The organism is Thermodesulfovibrio sp. 3462-1 (assembly GCF_040451425.1).
Taxonomy (GTDB): domain Bacteria; phylum Nitrospirota; class Thermodesulfovibrionia; order Thermodesulfovibrionales; family Thermodesulfovibrionaceae; genus Thermodesulfovibrio; species Thermodesulfovibrio obliviosus.
The window spans coordinates 556,326-570,881 of the sequence record NZ_CP144374.1; the positions used below are offsets into that span (position 1 = coordinate 556,326).

Sequence of the window (14,556 nt, forward strand, 5' to 3'; positions counted from 1 at the left end):
TCGGCAAATTCAGTAAAATCATTTCAATGGCATCTGCTGTGTTATAATAGTTTCAATAAATGAATTTCTTTAGAATAAAAAAAACCTATTATTCAGCAAGAAGGCTTCAGGAAATAATTAATGTCTTTATAAAACATGGATTCGGGCAGATAATTGATCAGATTCATCTGGGGAGATTTATAGCTTTAAAGAAAAGAATAAGAAGTTTCGGAAGATGGCCATCCTATAAAGTCCCGAGTCTTGCTGAAAGACTGAGAATTGCCTTTGAGGAGCTTGGTCCTACTTTTATAAAACTTGGCCAACTTCTTTCATCACGACCAGACATTGTAAGCATTGCCTATGCAAAGGAATTTAAGAAACTTCAGGATAGGGTTCCTCCATTTGAAACAGAAAAAGTTTACGAAATCATTGAAAAAGAACTTGGAGTGAGCATTGAAAAAATTTTTGATAGCATTAATCCTGAGCCTCTTGGTTCTGCTTCAATTGCTCAGGTTCATGAAGCAGTACTAAAGGATGGTAAAGAGGTCATTGTAAAGGTGCGACGGCCAGGGATAAAACAACAGATTATGCTTGACCTTATAATACTTAACAGTCTTGCAAAACTTATTGAAAAACATGTTCCTGAAAGTAAAATTTTTGATCCTGTCGGAATTGTTGATGAGTTTTCGCGATCTATTACAAAGGAGCTTGATTTCAGAAGGGAAGCAAGAAATGCTATGATTTTCAGGGAAAATTTTAAAGATGACCCAGATGTTTATATCCCCTATGTCTTCAGAGAGTTTACTACAGAAAAAGTTCTTGTTATGGAAAAAGTTGAAGGACTAAGAATTGATGATGTAGATGCAATTAAAGAAAAAGGATTTGATATTGAAGTTCTTTTAAAAAAGCTAATTGAGATGTATTTTAAACAGATTTTTGATCACGGATTTTTCCACGGTGACCCACATCCTGGTAATATTCTTGTAACAGAAAACTTTCAGATAGCTCTTGTGGACTTTGGTATAGTTCAAAGAATTGATGAAAAATTCAAAGAAGCTTATGCAAATGTAGCACTGGCAATAATAAATCAGAACACTGACAAATTAATAACAGAGTATCTCAAACTCGGTATTATTCCTGAAGAGATTGATAAAGAAAAACTTAAAGAAGAACTCAAGGAAGATATAGAAGAACTACTTTTCCCAATTTATACCTACAGAATTGAGGAGATTAAAATATCAGAACTTATTGAATCAATCATGAAAGTAGCATTAAAGCACAGATTGAGATTTCTTCCTGAACTCTTATTGATTGACAAGGTTTTAATAATGCTTGAAGGATTGACAAGACAGCTTTGTCCAAAAATATCTATTATTGAATTACTGAAGCCCTATGCAAAAAAAATCATATCTAAGAGACTGCATCCAGAGTTTTATCTGAACAAAACTCTTAAAGGACTGAATGAATTTAAAGAGGCAGCTTTAAATATTCCTTTTCAATTGAAAACTCTTCTCAGGAAGGCAGTTAAAGATGAGATAACTGTTCGCATGTATCATGTTAATCTTCCTGAATTTATCAAAGATATTGATAAAGCAAGCAATAAAATTGCCTTTGCTCTTATTGTAAGTGCTATGATACTAAGTTCAGCAATAATGCATGCAACTGAGGTAAAACCTTTAATATATGGAATTTCTCTTTTTGGGCTTATTACAGGTGTTTTTGCATTTTTTCTTGGTTTGTGGTTGATCATATCAATAATCAGATCAGGGAAATTGTAATGCAGGAAGTTGTTTTGCTGTTAGAAGAATTTTTTTGATATAATTTAACATGTTTATACTTTTGCAAATAGTGGTATTTTTAATGTTTGTAACCTGTAATGCCTTTGCTGATAGAATTTGTGTCAAGATAATTGATGGTGAAAGAGTCTATACAAATATATGTGAGAACAAAATATCTTTGAAAAAATCATACAAAATCAAAAAATTTTCTTCATCAAACACAGTTTCAGCAATATCAAGACAGGAGCTTGAAAAGATTGTTGAGGAAAGATCAAGATTTTACGGAGTAGACCCAAGATTAATAAAAGAGATGATAAGGGAGGAAAGCGGCTGGAATCTCTATGCAGTTTCACCAAAGGGTGCAATGGGAGTAATGCAGCTTATGCCAGGTACAGCAATTCTTATGGGTGTAAAAGATCCCTTTGATCCTGTGCAAAATATAGATGGTGGAATAAGATATATGAAATATCTTATTGAAAAATTTAATGGGAATTTTCAACTTGCCCTTGCTGCCTATAATGCTGGACCCGGTCTTGTTGAAACTCTTGGAAGAATTCCAAATATTGCAGAAACAAAGAACTATGTAAGAAGAATATCTTTAAGATATTCTGGAAGTTCTTCCCGGTATAACATTAAAAGACCAATTAAAGCTGTTGTGCTTTCTGATGGAACTGTTATATACACAAACAGGGAGGATCTTTACATATGGACAACACAATAATAGAAGAAATAAAAAGACTAAAAAAACAGAGGAATGCCATAATTCTTGCCCATAATTATCAGCGGGAGGAGATACAGGATATTGCCGATTTTGTTGGAGATTCTCTTGAATTAAGCAGACAGGCAGTTCAGGTTCAATGTGATGTTATTGTTTTCTGCGGAGTTCATTTTATGGCTGAAACTGCTGCAATACTTAATCCTGATAAAACAGTTCTGCTTCCTGAAATTGAGGCTGGATGTCCTATGGCAGATACAGTAGATGTCAAAGAACTCAAAGAATGGATAAAAAAATATCCTTCATCACCTGTTATTTCTTATGTTAATACTACTGCTGAGGTCAAAGCATTAAGTTACGCATGCTGCACCTCTGCCAATGCTCCTCAGATTGTAAAAGTAGTTCCATTTGACTCAATTATCTTTGTTCCTGATAAAAACCTGGCAGACTGGGTAAAAAAACAGGTTCCATATAAGGAAATTATTGCATGGAATGGATTCTGTCCAACTCATCACATGATAAAAAAGGAAGATGTGATTCGTACTAAAAAAGTTCATCCAGATGCTCTGGTAGTTGTTCATCCTGAATGCCGTCCTGAAGTTATTGAACTTGCAGATCATGTTGCCTCTACCAGTGGAATGGTAAGGTTTGCAAAAGCCTCACAGGCTAAAGAATTTATAATTGGCACAGAAATTGGACTTCTTTACAGGCTAAAAAAAGAAAATCCTGGGAAGAATTTTTATCCTCTTAAAAGCACAATGATATGCCCAAATATGAAATTCACAACTCTTGAGAGCGTTCTTTTAGCACTAAAAGAAAATCAATATGTAATTAAAGTTCCTGAAGACATAAGAATAAAAGCCTATGAAGCAGTTCAGAGAATGTTCACTCTTGTGTCTTGATGCTTAAGAAAATAATCATTGAAAAGATAAAAAAATGCGGTGCCATTTCCTTTGAAGATTTTATGGAAATGGCTCTTTATTTCCCGGAGCTTGGTTACTACACAAGAGCTGATATAAAAATTGGAAGGCAGGGAGATTTTTTTACAGCTTCTCATCTTAGTTCAGTATTTGGTTTTTTATTGAGTAAAGAGGTAGAAAATGTTTATCAAAATCTTAATTGTCCTCAGGATTTTACAGTGACTGAAATAGGTCCTGGAATGGGATATCTTGCAAAAGACATTCTTGATGAAATCTCAATTCCTCTCAAATACAATCTCGTAGAAATAAATCCATCGCTAAAAGATTTACAGCAGCAAAATCTTAAACAACACTCTGATAAAACTCAATGGGTAAACTCAATTGAAGATTTAGAACCGTTTACTGGAGTATTTATATGTAACGAAGTTTTTGATGCTTTACCTGTAAGATGTTTTGAGATATCTGAATCAGAAGAGATTATGGAGGTTTATGTAGATTTTAAAGATTATGAATTAATTGAAGTTCTTTTGCCCTGCAGGAAAAATACTTTGCAGTATATTGAAGAGTTTGCTCCATGGGTTTTGAAAATAAAAGGATATCGTTCAGAAGTAAATTTAAAAATGAAATCATTGATTGAGATTCTCAGTAAAAAATTAAAAAAGGGATTTGTTTTGATTATTGACTATGGCTATAATTGTCAAGAATACTATCATCCTGAAAGAAAAAAAGGAACTCTGCTTTGTTATTATAAGCATTCAATTACTGAAAATCCCTATATAAACATTGGTAACCAGGACATAACAGCCCATGTAAATTTTACAGCATTAGAAAAATGGGCAAAGCAGGCAGGATTTAAGGTTGAGGGACATCTCTCTCAAAGCAAATTTTTTCTTTCCCTTTGTGATGAAGCAGTTTTAAGGGAGATTTATCAAAAAAATTTAATACAACATTTTAAGAGGCTTGTGCTCCCCCAGGGAATGGGGGAGTCACATAGAGTGATGATTTTATCAAAAAATTTAGATTCCCATTTTCGTTAACTCTTTTATAATTGCCTGTCCTATAACATTTCTCTGAATCTGATTTGTTCCCTCATATATTTGAAGAATCTTTGCATCACGCATCATCTTTTCAACTGGATAATCCTTCATATATCCTGAGCCACCCATAACCTGAACAGCATCAACTGTCACTTTCATAGCCACATCTGTTGCAAAGGTCTTTGCCATAGCAGAAACCTTTGTAATATCCTTTGCTCCACTGTCAATGTATCTTGCAACGGAATAAACAAGGGCTCTTGCAGCTTCAATCTGAATTGCCATGTCTGCAAGCATGTGTTGCACTGCCTGAAAACTTATAACAGGCTGACCGAATTGTATTCTCTGCTTAGCAAACTTTGCAGCTTCTTCAAAAGCACCCTGAGCAACTCCAACTCCCTGTGCTCCAACTCCAACACGGCTCTGGTCAAGTGTTTTCATGGCAACAATAAATCCCATACCTTCTTTTCCGAGAAGATTTTCCTTTGGAATTCTGCAATCTTCAAATATTAACTCTCTTGTTGCCGATGCTCTTATTCCCATTTTATTTTCTTTTTTGCCGAAACTAAATCCAGGAGTTCCTTTTTCAACGATAAATGCTGATGCACCTCTTGGACCTTTAGCTTTATCAGTTAAAGCAATGACTGTATAAATTTCTGCTTCTCCACCATTTGTTATCCATTGTTTTCTGCCATTGAGAATGTAGTAATCTCCATCCTTTGTAGCAGTTGTCTGAATTCCTCCTGCATCGCTTCCAGCATTTGGTTCTGTAAGTGCAAAAGCAACAAGGCGCTTGCCATCTGCTATGTCTGGTAAGTATTTTTTCTTTTGTTCTTCAGTTCCAAAAAGAAGAATTGGATAAGTTCCAAGAGCATTAGCAGCATAGGTAGTTGAAACTCCGAGACAGACTCTTGAGAGCTCTTCGACAACAAGACATAGTTCAAGGCTTCCTGTGCCAAGACCACCATATTCTTGTGGAATAAATACCCTGAACATATCTGCCTGCGCAAGAGTATTCATAATTTCCCATGGGAATTCACCTGTTTCATCAAGTTCTGCTCTTACAGGTTTAACATGCTCCTCTGCAATCTGCCTTGCCAGGTCTTTTATCATTCTTTGTTCTTCAGTTAAAAAGTAATCCACCTCTGACCTCCTTTAACCTGATATATCTGCACCCTCAATAAGAAGGGTTGGAGACCCGATATTTCCAAAGAATTTTAAATCATTTCCTGCTGCCTTAATATTCTTGAAAAGCTCCTGAATATTACCGGAGTATACTGACTCCTTTACAGGATATTTTAATTCTCCATTTTCTATGTAAATTCCAGAAATGCCAACAGAAAAATCTCCACTAACAGGATTTGCTGTATGCATGCCCATAACCTCCAAAATGTAGATTCCTCTGTCAACCTGTTTTATTAAATCCTCTACAGAGGTTGCTACTGTTTCAATATAAAGGTTCGTTGGTCCTACTGATACTCCTCTGTCTGTTCTTATAGCATTTCCTGTAGATGATGTTCCTGCACGCTGGGCTGTATATGTATTGTGCAAAAGTGATACTAAAACACCATTTTTCACTATAAATTTTTCTGTGGTGGGAACACCTTCACCATCAAAGGGTGATGAACCAAATCTTTCAGGAAGCAATCCATTGTCAATAATGTTCAATTTTTCATTTATAACCATCTGTCCGAGTTTTTCTGTGAATAAAGACCTGCCAATTTGATAGTTTTCTGCAGAGAGAGAATGACTTATAAGTTCAAGAAATTCAGAAGCAACAAAGGGCTCTAAAACTGCAAACCCTTTAAAAGATTTAATTTTTTTTGGATTAAGAAGCATCAAAGCTTTTTTCCCTGCTTCACAGGCAACTTCTTCAAACTTAATGTTTTTTAAAAATCTTTCTGTCCTGTAAGACCATCCCATCTGTGAGTCATGCTCCTCAGCAATGGCTATGATATGTGCTGTAACAGCAGTAAAAGGCTCATAAACAGAGAGTCCTTTTGAATTTATTATGCCCTTTTCCTCAATCGTAATATTTATCTCTGCGTTTCTGAGTTTTTTAATTTTTCTATCAAAAAAAGCGGATTTTTGCATGTCTATCAGTATCTGAGGCAGGTTTTCTTTTATGGTTATTAATTCTTCGTCAAAGACTCGTAGTTTTTTTATTTGTTGGGGTTCTGGAAGAGTTAAGAATTCGTCTGGTTCAGATATTCTGGCAATTTCAGTTGCCTGCTGCAATGCCTCTGGAATTTTATCCAATGTAGTGCAACTTGACATTCCAGCTTTTTTATCTTTTATTATTCTTATTGAGAAAAACTCCTTAATGGCATTCTTTTTTTTATCAACATCTAAATCCTTGCCTTCCGCTGAATAAATCTTTTTTCTTAAAAAATAAATTTCCCAATCAGCATTAATGTGAGGAAGTTTATTTAAAATTTCATTCAAAATATGTTGCTGAGGCATAATCGGACTCCCATACAGTAACACTGTAAAGTTTCACAGGAACTTGGCTTAATTTATCCCTCAAAGATATGTATATCCATCTTGCTATATTTTCACTTGAGGGATTTATCTCAGTAAATGGAGAAATCTGATTTATAAAGGAATGGTCAAGTCTGGAGATTATCTCTTCAGTGATTCCTTTTAATTCTTTAAAATCAATAGCAATACCGATTTCATTAAGATTTTCAGCAATTACCTCTACTTCAACCTTCCAGTTGTGTCCGTGAATATTCTCACATTTTCCTTTGTAACCTCTTAGCTGATGAGCAGCATCAAATCCTGTAATGATCTTTAATTTGTACATTATTTATTTGATTTCTTTCTTAAATACTGTTATATAAGGAAGATTTCTGAACATCTCCTGATAATCAAGCCCGTAACCAACAACAAATTTATTAGGAATTTTAAAGCCAATGTAGTCCACAGGAACATCAACAATTCTTCTTTCTGTTTTATCTAAGAAAACGCATATTTTTAAGGAAGATGGATTCATTGAAAGAATTTTTTCTCTTATGGTTTTTAAAGAAAATCCTGTATCAATAATATCATCAACGAGAAGTATATCTTTCCCCTGAATCTCTTCTTTTGGAAAATAATAGATTTTTACTTCACCAGATGATTTATCTTTTATATAACTGGATGCAATAATGAAATCCACCTTTAGAGGTGTTTGAATATATCGTATTAGATCTGAAAAAAACATGAATGAACCTTTTAAAATACCTATTACAACTAAGTCTTTATTGGCATAGTCTAAGGAAATTTTATATGCGAGTTCTTTAACTTTTTTTTGAATCTGCTCTTCTGTAATAAGCGGTGTTCCTATAAACATAGTTAAACATTATAACAAAAAATAAATATTTTTAGAAAGAATTTGAATCTTTCTGACAATTACCGATAGAAAACTCACTTTCGTTTCTCAGAGATTTTTTGACAGCTCTTGCTCTTTAAAGTCGTTCAATCCAGCTTAATCCTCATGGCAATCTTATATAAAATAAAAAAATCGTGTATAATGTATAAAAATTTATGAGGAGGAAAAAATGGCACAGGTAGGTAATGAAAAAATTTTAGGAGGGCTCGGGTCTATTTTTATTATTTTGGGTTTTATACCCTGGATAGGCTGGTTATTAGGTATAGCGGGGATTGTTTTGTTGTTTATTGCCATCAATAAACTGGCTCAGATTTTTTCAGATAAGAATATCTTTAATAAGTTTTTAACTGGGTTCTTGATTAGCACAGCAGGAATACTCCTTGCATTTATCTTTGGAATGTTTTCAATGATACCTTTAATGATGGGCAATTTTTATCACGGCATGAACCATATTCCTACAGGTGGATTAATTTTTTTCTTCCTTATTTTTTATGCTTTAAATATTACTGGAATGTATTTTTATCGCCAATGTTTTAATCTTTTACATCAGTACACTCAGATAAATCTTTTCAGTCTCGCAGGCATTTTCATGTTCTGGGGTGCTGTTGGAATTATACTTTTTGGTTTAGGTGCTATTGCGATCTTTGTAGGATGGATACTGCTTGCAATAGCTTTTTTCAGTCTTCCAGAGCATTATGAAGGAAAAAATACTGTATAAATTTGAAAGAGATTTTAATTGTAAAGTATAATTTTAATTTAAGTCTCATGCAAAGTTTTCTCTATAAAAAAACTTGCTGGAGGAGCTAATGAGAATTATTGTCTGCATTAAGCAGGTTCCAGATGTTACAGAAGTAAAAATTGATCCAAAAACAAACACTCTTATAAGAGAGGGCGTTCCAAGCATCATGAATCCCTATGATTTGCATGCTGTTGAAGCTGCACTGCAGATTAAAGAGGTTACATCTGGAAAAGTTACAGCTGTTACGATGGGACCACTTCAAGCTGAAGAGGTGCTTAGAGAAGCAATATCAATGGGTGTTGATGATGCAGTTTTACTTACAGACAGACGCTTTGCAGGAGCAGATACATGGGCAACTGCTTATACCCTTTCTAAGGCAGCAAAAAAAATCGGTTTTGATTTGATAATCTGTGGAAAACAGGCAATTGATGGTGATACTGCTCAGGTTGGACCAGAAATGGCAGAGTTTCTTGAGATTCCCCATGTTGCATATGTAAGGAAAATTGAAAAAATTGACTCTCAAGAAATGATTGTTGAAAGACTTATGGATGATTGTTATGAAAAAATATGGATTTGCTTGCCTGCATTGATTACAGTGGTAAAAGAATTAAACAATCCCCGTCCACCTTCAATAAGGGGCAAAATGATGGCTAAAAAAGCAGTAATTCCAAGATGGAATGCTGATGACATTGAAGCAGAACAAGACAGAATTGGACTTAAAGGTTCTCCAACAATGGTTAAAAACATATTTGCACCTCCACCAAGAGGTGAAAGAAGAATTCTTGAAGGCACACCTGACGAACAGGTTAACATACTTCTTAAAGAACTGAGGAGGTTGGGATGCTTATAAGAATTGATATAGATAAATGCACAGGCTGTGGAACCTGTGTAAATGTATGTCCCTTTGGAGCAATTGAATTGAGAAATTTTAAAGCATTTATAACAGAAGCATGCACTCTTTGTGGTGCCTGTATAGATTCATGTCCAGAATCTGCAATAATTGATGAAAGACAAAGAGAAGAAATAAAACAGGAAGATTTTAAAGGGATATGGATATTTGCAGAGCAATCACAGGGCAGAATTGCCTCTGTAGCATATGAATTGCTTGGAATCGGAAGAAAACTTGCAGATGAACTCCAAACAGAGCTTTCTGCAGTCGTATTTGGACAGTCCAAAGAAATAGAAGAACTTATTAAATGGGGGGCTGATAAAGTTTACTATATCGATGATTCTGAGTACTCTAATCTGGATGATGAATTATACGCCAAAACTCTTGTAAAATTAATAAATCAGCATAAACCTGAAATACTTCTTGCAGGAGCAACAGCCATAGGTCGCTCTTTTATTCCAAGAGTTGCAGCAAGACTGAGGGTCGGACTTACAGCAGACTGCACAGGTCTTGAAATTGACAAAGAAACAGGAAATCTTCTTCAGATTCGTCCTGCATTTGGTGGAAATATAATGGCAACAATTGTTTCTCCAACAAGCAGACCTCAGATTGCTACTGTAAGACCTCGAGTAATGAAAAGAGGTGAATACAATCCAGACAAAAAAGGTGAAATAATAAAAGTTGAAGCTCTTGAGCCAACAGGCAGGGTTAAAATTCTTGAAAGAGTTAAAGATACATCTTTGTGCAAGGTAAATCTTCAGGATGCAAAGGTTATTGTTTCAGGTGGCAGAGGAATTGGTGGACCTGAAGGCTTTAAAATGCTCTGGGAGCTTGCAAATCTTCTTGGTGGAACAGTTGGAGCTTCCCGTGCAGCAGTTGATGAAGGCTGGATTCCCTATGCTCATCAGGTTGGACAAACTGGAAAAACAGTCTGTCCAAAGCTTTATATAGCCTGTGGGATCTCTGGAGCTGTTCAACATCTTGTAGGAATGCAATCCAGCGATATAATTGTTGCAATAAACAAAGACCCCAATGCACCAATATTTAATGTGGCAACCTATGGAATTGTTGGTGATGTAAAAGAGATAGTGCCTTTAATGATAAGAAAACTTAAAGAAGGAGTCTCCGAATGATAGCCTTTGTTTTTCCCGGACAGGGTTCACAGTATGTTGGAATGGGTAAGGATTTATTAGAAGTTGCAGGAGATTTATTTAAATTAGCCGGTGAAATTCTTGGTTTTGACCTTGCAAAGCTATGTATTGAAGGACCTCAGGAAGAACTCAACAAAACAGAAAACACCCAGCCAGCCATACTCACTGTATCTTATGCTTTGCTGAGAGAGGTTTTAGCTTCAGGAATATCACCTGTTTTTGTGGCAGGACATTCACTTGGAGAATACACAGCTGCAGTTTGTGGAGGTGTTTTCTCCTTTGAAGATGCTGTGAAAATTACAAGAAAAAGAGGCGAGCTTATGCAAAAAGCTCAGCCAGAGGGCGTTGGTAGCATGGCTGCTGTTTTAGGGCTTGATGAAAATATTCTTAAACAAATCTGTGAAAGTATTACAGATTTTTATGTTGACCTGGCAAATTTAAACTGTCCTGGACAGATTGTAATCTCAGGACACACAGAGGGAGTTAAAAAAGCCTCTGAGCTTGCAAAACAAAAGGGAGCTAAAAAGGTTGTGCCGCTTCAGGTAAGTATTCCATCTCATTGCATGCTTATGAAAGATGTGGCTCAGGAGTTTGAAAAGTATTTGAAAAAATTTAGTTTTAATAATTCAAAATTTCCAATTGTAAACAATGTTTCTGCAGAGGCAACTGAAGATGCTGAGGCTGTGCAGAATGCTCTTGTAAAACAGCTTTACAGCCCTGTCAGATGGCAGGATTGTGTAAAATACATGATTTCAAAGGGAGTAAATACATTCATAGAGATTGGTCCTGGAAAAGTTCTTTCCGGACTTATAAAGAGAATTGATCCGACAGTTAAAACTTACAATGTAGAGAGTTTGAACGATTTAAAGAGTGTTAAAAAGGAGGATTTAAAATGAGAAAAAAACTCGGAATTGTAGGCGCAGGAAATGTGGGCGCAACTCTTGCTTTATTTGCTGCGAACAGTGGATTATGTGATGTACTGCTTTACGATATTGTTGAGGGAATGCCTCAGGGCAAAGCGCTTGATATTCTCCAGAATACCGCTGTATTGGGCATAAAAGCATATATTACAGGAACAAACAATCTTGATGATCTTGCAGGCTCTGATATTGTAGTAATTACAGCCGGACTGGCAAGAAAACCCGGAATGAGGAGAAAAGACCTTCTCATGGCAAACGCTGAAATTGTTGGAGGAATTGTAAATAAACTTGCACCGATCTGTCCTCAGGCAATATACATAGTTGTTACAAATCCAATGGATGTAATGGCTTATGTAACCCTTGCAATCTCAGGTGTGCAAAGACAGAGGGTTCTTGGCATGGGAGGAATTCTCGATTCAGCGAGATTTAAAACATTCATTTCAATGGAACTTGGAGTTTCACCGAGGGACATAGAAACAATTGTGCTTGGTGGGCATGGACTTTACATGGTTCCTCTTGTAAGATTTACAACTGTAAAAGGTATTCCTCTTTCAAAATGGCTTTCACAGGACAGAATTTCCTCTCTTGTCCAAAGAACTCGTGAAGGTGGTGCTGAAATTGTCTCTCTTCTTAAAACAGGCTCTGCCTATTATGCTCCTGCTCAATCAACCTTTGAGATGGTAAAGGCGATAATTCTTGATGAAAAAAGACTGTTGCCATGCTCTGTTTATCTTGACGGAGAATATGGTGCAAAGGATGTATTTAATGGAGTGCCGGTTGTGCTTGGTAAACAGGGATTGGAAAAAATAATTGAGTTTGAACTTACAGAAGAAGAAAAATCAGCGTTTGCAAACTCTACAGAGGAAGTAAGCAATATGATAAAAATTCTCAAAGAGGAGGGTAAGATATAAAATGGAAAAAACTCTTGTTATCATTAAACCAGATGCTGTAAAGAAAAATCTCATTGGAGAGATAATTTCAAGATTTGAGAAACAGGGACTGAGGGTTGCTGCATTGAAAAAAATCAAGATGACAAAAGATGAAGCAAAAGGTTTTTACATTGTTCACAAGGACAGACCTTTTTATGAATCTCTAACTGATTTTATGTCTGAAGGACCTATTGTTGTGATGGTTTTAGAGGGTAAGGATGCAATAGCAAAGGTAAGAAAGATTATGGGAGCAACAAATCCTACTCAGGCAGATGAAGGAACAATTAGAAAAGATTTCGGTGAATCTATAGAAAGAAATGCAGTGCATGGTTCTGACTCCCCTCAATCAGCAGCCTATGAAATTCAATATTTTTTCTCAGCGTTAGAAATTCTTTAAGAAATTCGGGTCTCCTGATAAATAGGGAGGCCCCAGCTCATTCAAGAAATAATTAAAGCAGAGAGGCATAAATGCATAATTTGAAATAAATCTAAAAAATTCATGTTTAAAGTTATCACTAAAAAAGCCGGATTTTAGAGAATTCTGGATTTTTTCAATACTCCAGAATGCAACCTCTTCAATTTCATTTTTGTTAAAATCAAAAGGTCCTTCATGAATTGTCCAGTATGTATAAACAAGCTCACTCTCATATTCATTTGAATGAATATATGTGTAAAGAAACCTGAGATTTTCAGGAACAACTCCAAGTTCTTCAAGCATTTCTCTTTTTGCTGCAGTTAAAATATTTTCTCCAGGCTTTATGTGCCCTCCAACCGAAGTATCCCACTTACTCGGTGCAACATCTTTATGAGATGCTCTTTTTTGAAGAAGTAACTCACCTTTTAAATTAAAAACCAGAACATGAACAACTTTATGAAGCATTGATGGGTTACCGTGAATAAAACTTCTTGGAGCTATTGATATGACTCTACCATCCTTATCAACGATTTCAAGAAACTCTTCCATTATACCCCTTTTCCATCAGAGTTTAAATATTTTACCTATTATTTGAATATTTTTCAATACATCGAATTGCCTCTGTGGTACTATATTGAAATGTCACACTTTATTACTAATTTAAGATGTCACATATATGTTAGCCTACTTCTTATAGAGGATAAAGCTATAAGGAGGAGGCTAAATTGAAAGAGAGTATATTGTTACGGAGGAAGAATTGAAGAGACATTTTGTAATGAAAGAGGTTATTGAAGGGAAGATGAGGCTTTCGTTTAGGATTAAGCTACAGGCAGATATTAAGGCTTAAGAAGAGATTTCTATCTCTGGGGGTTGAGGGTCTTATGAGGCAAAAGCCTGAGAAGCCCTCAAATCTTAAGGTAACAGAGGAAGATGCCAAAGGAAGGGATGCTTCTGAGATGGACTCATCTCAGCCCAGATTGATTGAAGAGATAAAGGAACCCTGGTGGCTTATTGCAATGGTAGATGATGCATCAAGGTATATCTACGCAGAATTCCATTCCTCTGAGACGGTATGGGTGAGTATGGCAGTTTTAAGGGTATACAATATTGTAAACTTTCATTATTGAGTTAGTAGACAGTTTTACTTTATACCTCATTCTATTGCTTTTAGAGTGTTTTTTGAGAGTTTTTTTATTCTCTTTTAGATTTTACATAGGGCGATTCAATGACTTGAAATTATCAGGAGATAATTGATATGATAATTTTAATATGAAGTGAATGCTTAGTTAGAATACTTTAGTAGCGATTAAAAATTTCCCTCCAAGATTCACCATTAGATGAAGAACTTCCTCTGGCTCCATTAGGATTCCAGATTAAATTAATTTAAAAAATATCAGGCAGTATGCCTGAGAAAGGAGGTTTTATGGAAGAAGAAAACAATTTATCCGTCAACCTCCGTGTGCTTGTTACATACTTTCCAGAGATCGTTGAATGCCTTCATACTCCTAAACTCGGTGGCAAATGTAAAGGATGTGAATTTAAAGATGAATGCAGGGTAGTTGCAGTAGTCGGATTTCTTATGAATAGAGAAATAATGGGATTGTCCACAGGAACATCTGATACAGAACTGATTAATTAAAACTCTGAAGGGAGGGGACAACCCCTCCCTGCATTATTGTATAAAAGCTTCCTAAAGCACTGAAATTGACTAAAG

17 protein-coding genes are annotated in these 14,556 nt (G+C 35.5%); 12 read left to right on the forward strand and 5 right to left on the reverse strand.

The features are described 5' to 3' along the window. Nucleotides 1–59: 59 nt before the first annotated feature. Genes V4D31_RS02840 through V4D31_RS02855 form a run of 4 tightly spaced genes read left to right on the forward strand, consistent with a single transcriptional unit; the run spans nt 60 to nt 4,429 of the window. Nucleotides 60–1,757, forward strand: a complete 1,698-nt coding sequence (locus V4D31_RS02840; RefSeq protein WP_353686733.1) for an AarF/ABC1/UbiB kinase family protein — start codon at nt 60–62, stop codon at nt 1,755–1,757. Between the two features lie 49 nt (nt 1,758–1,806). Continuing rightward, nucleotides 1,807–2,478, forward strand: a complete 672-nt coding sequence (locus V4D31_RS02845; RefSeq protein ID WP_353686734.1) for a lytic transglycosylase domain-containing protein — start codon at nt 1,807–1,809, stop codon at nt 2,476–2,478. Further along, nucleotides 2,463–3,374 carry a quinolinate synthase NadA gene (gene nadA / locus V4D31_RS02850; protein WP_353686735.1) on the forward strand — a complete coding sequence of 304 codons (912 nt, stop codon included), beginning with the start codon at nt 2,463–2,465 and terminating at the stop codon, nt 3,372–3,374. Before V4D31_RS02845 ends, nadA begins: the two co-directional genes overlap by 16 nt. Beyond that, nucleotides 3,374–4,429, forward strand: a complete 1,056-nt coding sequence (locus tag V4D31_RS02855) for an SAM-dependent methyltransferase (RefSeq protein ID WP_353686736.1) — start codon at nt 3,374–3,376, stop codon at nt 4,427–4,429. The genes nadA and V4D31_RS02855 overlap by 1 nt, the downstream gene beginning before the upstream one ends. On the opposite strand, the gene V4D31_RS02860 is transcribed toward V4D31_RS02855, so the two are convergent. Genes V4D31_RS02860 through hpt form a run of 4 tightly spaced genes read right to left on the reverse strand, consistent with a single transcriptional unit; the run spans nt 4,409 to nt 7,760 of the window. Next, on the reverse strand, nt 4,409–5,569 hold the full coding sequence (locus tag V4D31_RS02860) for an acyl-CoA dehydrogenase family protein (RefSeq protein WP_353686737.1): 1,161 nt from the start codon (nt 5,567–5,569) through the stop codon (nt 4,409–4,411). The two genes, V4D31_RS02855 and V4D31_RS02860, sit on opposite strands and share 21 nt — an antisense overlap. Nucleotides 5,570–5,581: 12 nt before the next feature. Beyond that, complete coding sequence (locus tag V4D31_RS02865) at nt 5,582–6,889, reverse strand: metallopeptidase TldD-related protein (RefSeq protein ID WP_353686738.1); 1,308 nt, start codon at nt 6,887–6,889, stop codon at nt 5,582–5,584. Next, a complete protein-coding gene (gene queD / locus V4D31_RS02870) occupies nt 6,864–7,232 on the reverse strand; it encodes a 6-carboxytetrahydropterin synthase QueD (RefSeq protein ID WP_353686739.1) in 369 nt (122 codons plus the stop codon). Before queD ends, V4D31_RS02865 begins: the two co-directional genes overlap by 26 nt. A 3-nt stretch (nt 7,233–7,235) precedes the next feature. Next, nucleotides 7,236–7,760 (reverse strand): hypoxanthine phosphoribosyltransferase, encoded by a 525-nt coding sequence (gene hpt, locus V4D31_RS02875; RefSeq protein WP_353686740.1) that lies wholly within the window; start codon nt 7,758–7,760, stop codon nt 7,236–7,238. A 208-nt stretch (nt 7,761–7,968) separates the two neighbouring features. Here hpt and V4D31_RS02880 point away from each other — a divergent pair, with 208 nt between their 5' ends. From V4D31_RS02880 to ndk, 6 genes are all read left to right on the forward strand, one after another. Next, nucleotides 7,969–8,517: a DUF996 domain-containing protein gene (locus V4D31_RS02880; protein ID WP_353686741.1), complete on the forward strand. Its 549-nt coding sequence runs from the start codon at nt 7,969–7,971 to the stop codon at nt 8,515–8,517. 88 nt (nt 8,518–8,605) lie between these two features. Further along, on the forward strand, nt 8,606–9,388 hold the full coding sequence (locus V4D31_RS02885; protein ID WP_353686742.1) for an electron transfer flavoprotein subunit beta/FixA family protein: 783 nt from the start codon (nt 8,606–8,608) through the stop codon (nt 9,386–9,388). Then, entirely contained in the window at nt 9,379–10,560 is a 1,182-nt protein-coding gene (locus V4D31_RS02890; RefSeq protein ID WP_353686743.1) for an electron transfer flavoprotein subunit alpha, read from the forward strand. The genes V4D31_RS02885 and V4D31_RS02890 overlap by 10 nt, the downstream gene beginning before the upstream one ends. Next, nucleotides 10,557–11,474 (forward strand): ACP S-malonyltransferase, encoded by a 918-nt coding sequence (fabD, locus tag V4D31_RS02895; RefSeq protein WP_353686744.1) that lies wholly within the window; start codon nt 10,557–10,559, stop codon nt 11,472–11,474. Before V4D31_RS02890 ends, fabD begins: the two co-directional genes overlap by 4 nt. Further along, nucleotides 11,471–12,409: a malate dehydrogenase gene (gene mdh / locus V4D31_RS02900; RefSeq protein ID WP_353686745.1), complete on the forward strand. Its 939-nt coding sequence runs from the start codon at nt 11,471–11,473 to the stop codon at nt 12,407–12,409. The genes fabD and mdh overlap by 4 nt, the downstream gene beginning before the upstream one ends. A gap of 1 nt (nt 12,410) precedes the next feature. Then, a complete protein-coding gene (ndk, locus tag V4D31_RS02905; RefSeq protein ID WP_353686746.1) occupies nt 12,411–12,824 on the forward strand; it encodes a nucleoside-diphosphate kinase in 414 nt (137 codons plus the stop codon). On the opposite strand, the gene V4D31_RS02910 is transcribed toward ndk, so the two are convergent. After that, nucleotides 12,810–13,391, reverse strand: coding sequence for an NUDIX domain-containing protein (locus V4D31_RS02910; RefSeq protein WP_353686747.1), 582 nt, complete (start codon nt 13,389–13,391; stop codon nt 12,810–12,812). The two genes, ndk and V4D31_RS02910, sit on opposite strands and share 15 nt — an antisense overlap. Nucleotides 13,392–13,723: 332 nt before the next feature. On the opposite strand from V4D31_RS02910, the gene V4D31_RS02915 reads away from it, so the two are divergent. Both V4D31_RS02915 and V4D31_RS02920 read left to right on the forward strand, forming a co-directional pair. Continuing rightward, a complete protein-coding gene (locus tag V4D31_RS02915; RefSeq protein ID WP_353686748.1) occupies nt 13,724–13,969 on the forward strand; it encodes a hypothetical protein in 246 nt (81 codons plus the stop codon). Nucleotides 13,970–14,265: 296 nt separating this feature from the next. Continuing rightward, on the forward strand, nt 14,266–14,481 hold the full coding sequence (locus tag V4D31_RS02920) for a hypothetical protein (protein ID WP_353686749.1): 216 nt from the start codon (nt 14,266–14,268) through the stop codon (nt 14,479–14,481). Nucleotides 14,482–14,556: the final 75 nt, after the last annotated feature.